Annotated in this window: 4 protein-coding genes; 2 read left to right on the top strand and 2 right to left on the bottom strand. The window is 74.5% G+C overall.

The annotated features are described in order from the left end of the window. Positions 1–102: 102 nt before the first annotated feature. On the top strand, positions 103–2,478 hold the full coding sequence (locus KBX39_RS24865) for a glycoside hydrolase family 65 protein (RefSeq protein WP_210872772.1): 2,376 nt from the start codon (positions 103–105) through the stop codon (positions 2,476–2,478). Here the strand turns inward: KBX39_RS24865 and KBX39_RS24870 are convergent. Then, positions 2,451–2,933 (bottom strand): hypothetical protein, encoded by a 483-nt coding sequence (locus tag KBX39_RS24870; RefSeq protein ID WP_043330744.1) that lies wholly within the window; start codon positions 2,931–2,933, stop codon positions 2,451–2,453. The two genes, KBX39_RS24865 and KBX39_RS24870, sit on opposite strands and share 28 nt — an antisense overlap. A gap of 115 nt (positions 2,934–3,048) precedes the next feature. Here KBX39_RS24870 and KBX39_RS24875 point away from each other — a divergent pair, with 115 nt between their 5' ends. Then, complete coding sequence (locus tag KBX39_RS24875) at positions 3,049–3,756, top strand: SAM-dependent methyltransferase (protein ID WP_210872774.1); 708 nt, start codon at positions 3,049–3,051, stop codon at positions 3,754–3,756. Between the two features lie 8 nt (positions 3,757–3,764). On the opposite strand, the gene KBX39_RS24880 is transcribed toward KBX39_RS24875, so the two are convergent. Continuing rightward, complete coding sequence (locus KBX39_RS24880; RefSeq protein ID WP_312247484.1) at positions 3,765–4,088, bottom strand: hypothetical protein; 324 nt, start codon at positions 4,086–4,088, stop codon at positions 3,765–3,767. Positions 4,089–4,201: the final 113 nt, after the last annotated feature.

The following is a 4,201-nucleotide window of genomic DNA, read 5'->3' on the forward strand; positions in this document are numbered from 1 at the left end:
ACCCGCAGGTGCGGGCGGGGTCGCCACGGGTATCGGGGTCCCAGCCGCCTCCCAGCCGGGTCTGGTTCGGTGGCGGTCCAGGCTTCGGACTCGGGAGGGCACGTGTCGCACGGCGACGACGGTTGGCGGATCCGGCGTACCAGCGCGGACCTGGACCGGCTGGGCGAGACCGAGTCGGTCTTCGCGCTCGCCAACGGCTGGGTGGGCTGGCGCGGGACGCTCGACGAGGGCGAGCCGTGCGGCATGCCGGGCAGCTACCTCAACGGGTTCCACGAGCAGCACGAGCTGAGCTACCCGGAGAGCGGGTACGCGTTCCCGGAGCGCAGCGACACCGTGATCAGCGCGCCGAACGCCGCCCTGATCCGGCTCTGGGTGGGCGACGAGCCGCTGGACCTGCGCACCGGCACGATCCGGCGGCACCACCAGGAGCTGGACCTGCGCGCCGGGGTGGTCCGGCGGGAGACCGAATGGGTCTCGCCGGGTGGCCGGGGTGTCCGGATCCGCAGCACCCGCCTGGTCTCGCTGACCCGCCGTCCGGTCGCCGCCGTCGACTGGGCTGTCGAACCGCTGGACGAGCCGGTACGGCTGCGGGTCGGCGCCGACCTGCTCGCCAACCAGCGGGTGCCGGAACGTGCCGACGACCCCCGGGCCGCCTCGGTGATCCACGACCCGCTCACCGGCGAGATCCGCCGCGACGACGGCCTCGACGGGGTGCTCGTGCACCGGACCGGGCGCAGCGGGCAGCGGGTCGCCGTCGCCGTCGCGCACCGGGTCGAGGCACCCGACGAGATCGCCACCGGCACCGAGCTGACCGCCGACCGGTTCCGGCTGGCGCTGTCCGGTCCGGTACGCCAGGGCGAGCGGATCCGGGTCACCCGGTTCGCCGCGTACGAGTGGGCGGAGGTCGACGGCACCCCGCCCGGTGAGCTGGCCGACCTGGTCGTCGCGGAGGCGGACGCGGCCCGGGCCGACGGGTTCGACGCCCTGCTCGCCGAGCAGCGCGCCGCGCTGGATGCCGCGTGGGCCACCGCCGACGTCGAGCTGGACGGTGACCCGGAGCTGCAGCTCGCGGTGCGGTTCTCGGTGTTCCACCTGCTCCAGTCGGGGCGCGCCGACGGGGCCCGGACCATCCCGGCGAAGGGGCTGACCGGCAACGGCTACGACGGGCACGTGCTCTGGGACACCGAGGGCTACGTGCTGCCGGTGCTGACGTACCTGGCGCCGGAACTGGCCCGCTCGGCGCTGCGCTGGCGGCACGCCCACCTGCCCGAGGCCCGCGAGCGTGCGGCCGAGCTGCGCCTGGCCGGCGCCACCTATCCGTGGCGGACGCTCAGCGGCCGGGAGTGCTCCGGCTACTGGCCGGCCGGCAGCGCGGGCCTGCACGTCAACGCGGACATCGCGGACGCGATCCTGCGGTACGTCGCGGCCACCGGCGACACCGGGTTCCTCGCCGAGTGCGGTGCCGAGGTGCTGATCGAGACTGCCCGGCTGTGGCACGGCTACGGCCACTTCGACGACGCCGGCGCGTTCCACCTGACCGGCGTCACCGGCCCGGACGAGTACTCCGCGCTGGTCGACGACAACGTCTTCACGAACCTGATGGCCCGGCGCAACCTGCGCGGCGCCGCCGACGCCGCCGAGGACTGCCCCGAGGTGGCCGCCCGGCTGGGTGTCGACGCCGCCGAGGTGGCCGGCTGGCGGGCCGCCGCTGACGCCATGTTCGTCCCGTACGACGGCAAGCGCGGCGTGCACGAGCAGTCGGCCGGGTTCACCGCGCAGCCGGAGTGGGACTTCGCCGGCACCGGCGAGGACGACTATCCGCTGCTGCTGCACTTCCCCTACCAGGAGCTGTACCGCAAGCAGGTGGTCAAGCAGGCCGACCTGGTGCTGGCCATGCTGCGCTGCCCGGGGGAGTTCACCGCCGAGGAGAAGACGCGCAACGTCGCCTACTACGAGGCGCGGACCGTCCGGGACTCGTCGCTGTCGGCGTCCGCGCAGGCGATCCTCGCCGCCGAGGTCGGGCACCTCGCCCTGGCGTACGCCCTGTTCGCCGAGACCGCGTTGCAGGACCTCGCCGACCTGGGCGACAAGACCGCGGACGGGCTGCACCTGGCGTCCCTGGCCGGCGCCTGGCTGGTGGTGGCGCAGGGCTTCGGCGGGCTGCGCGACGACCGGGGCGTGCTCGCGTTCGAGCCGCGGCTACCGGGGCGGATCACCCGGCTGGTGTTCCACCTGCGCCGGCACGGGCACCGGCTGCGGGTCAAGCTCACCGGGCGGGAGGCCCGCTACGAGCTGCCGGACGCCGGTCCGGGCGACGCGGTCGAGCTGTGGCACCACGGCGAACAGCTCCGCGTCACCGGCGACGGGCCGGTCACCCGGCCGATGCCGCCGGTGCCCGACCCCGGCCCGGAGCCGCAGGCCCCGCCCGGCCGCCGTCCGGAACGGCGCGCTCAGGAGGCGGCGGGCGGCGACGACTGAGCCGGCAGGCCGGACATCCGGGCGACGACCTCCTCCAGCGCCTCGAACGCGTACGCCCAGTTGTGGCACTTGAAGCTGCGCAACCCGGTGATCGGGGTGCGGCAGTCGGCACAGTGGACGCCCGGGATCGCGTCCGGGACCTCGGTGTTCACGTACTTGCGTTCGCCGAGGATCACCCGGGCGATCATCGTGCGGTCGTGCACGCCGTGCAGCGCGGACGCGACGATGTCGTACCAGGTCGGCCGCCGCCCGCACTTCGGGCAGTCCGGCTCGTCGCCGCTGACCCACAGCGGGGCGCCGATGCTGCGCGCCGGCATGTTCAGCAGCTTCTCCAGCCGGCGTACGTCCGCCTCCGGGGTGGTCCAGCGGTGCCGCCCGGGCAGCGACGCGGGCGAGTCGTAGACGGCGCGGAACACCGCCGGCTCGACCTCCACTGTCTCCCGTCCACCTGTCATCGGTACCTCCTCGCGACGGCGTGTCCCACCGTCGTACCAGGTGGACGGCGGGATCGGCCGGATCATCGACACGACGGGTCAGCGGTGTGTCGCGCAGAGTGCTAGACATCGAGGCGTGACGGAGGCTGAGAACCGACCCAATGTCGCCCGGATGTACGACTACTACCTGGGCGGCTGCCACAACTTCGCCGCCGACCGGGCCGCCGCCGAGGAGGTCCTGAGGATCTTCCCGGACACCGGCGTCGCCGCGCAGAGCAACCGCGCGTTCCTGCGCCGGGTCGTGCGCTGGGCCGCCGAGCAGGGCATTCGCCAGTTCCTCGACATCGGCGCCGGCCTGCCCACGCAGGGCAACGTGCACGAGGTGGTGCGCGCGATCCGCCCCGACGCCCGGGTGGTCTACGTCGACCACGACGAGGTGGCGGTCGCGTACGCCCGGCGGTTGCTGCCCACCGACGGCCGCACCGTGGTGCTCCGGGGTGACCTGGCGGTGCTGCTGTTGGCGGTGCTGCACTTCGTGCCGGACGCCGACGACCCGTACGCGGCGGTGGCGACGCTGCGCGACGCCACAGTGCCGGGCAGCGTGCTCGCGCTGTCCCACCTCACGCTGGACGGCCTGCCGACGCTGCCCACCGAGCAGGGCACCGCGATCTACCGCCGCAGCAGCTCCCCGCTGGTGCCCCGCACCCGCGACGAGGTGGCCCGCTTCCTCGACGGGTACGAGCTCGTCGATCCGGGCCTGGTCAAGGTGGCGGACTGGCGGCCCGACGGCGAGCCGCAGGCCGCGGTGTCGCACGGCTACGGCGGGGTGGGCGTGCGCCGCTGAGGCGGGAGTCAGTCCAGGCCGCCGTGCGCGGCCCAGAGCGCGGCGGCGCGGTCAGCCGCCGCCGCCACGAGCGCGGCCAGTTCGGGCCGGTCGGGCACCCGGAACGACACGTACGCGCCGCGGCCGCCGGCGGTGGGCCGGCCGTACGCCTTCGCGGCGAGCCGCCCGTCCGGCAGCAGCCGCACGTTGAGCGTGGTCAGGGTGAACTCCTCGCCGCGCCGGGTGTCGGTCCAGCGCAGCTCCTCCGGCACCGTCACGTTGATGGCGAGGGCGCTGACGTCGGGTGAGGCGGCGCTGCTCATCCGGCGATCGGCCCACGACCACGCGCTCACCGGCGCAGTGTGGTTTCCCGGGTCATGCGGGACAGCTTTTCCGGGTTGCGCACCGCGTAGAGGCCGCTGATCCGGCCGTCGTCGAGGCGTACCGCGACGACGGTGTCCAGCTC

This window comes from Micromonospora sp. D75 (assembly GCF_018070405.1).
Classification (GTDB): domain Bacteria; phylum Actinomycetota; class Actinomycetes; order Mycobacteriales; family Micromonosporaceae; genus Micromonospora; species Micromonospora chalcea.

What these genes read in the sequence shown, in the direction of transcription:
- KBX39_RS24870 (WP_043330744.1), bottom strand. Translation starts at nt 2,933, where the DNA reads ATGACAGGTGGACGGGAGACAGTGGAGGTCGAGCCGGCGGTGTTCCGC.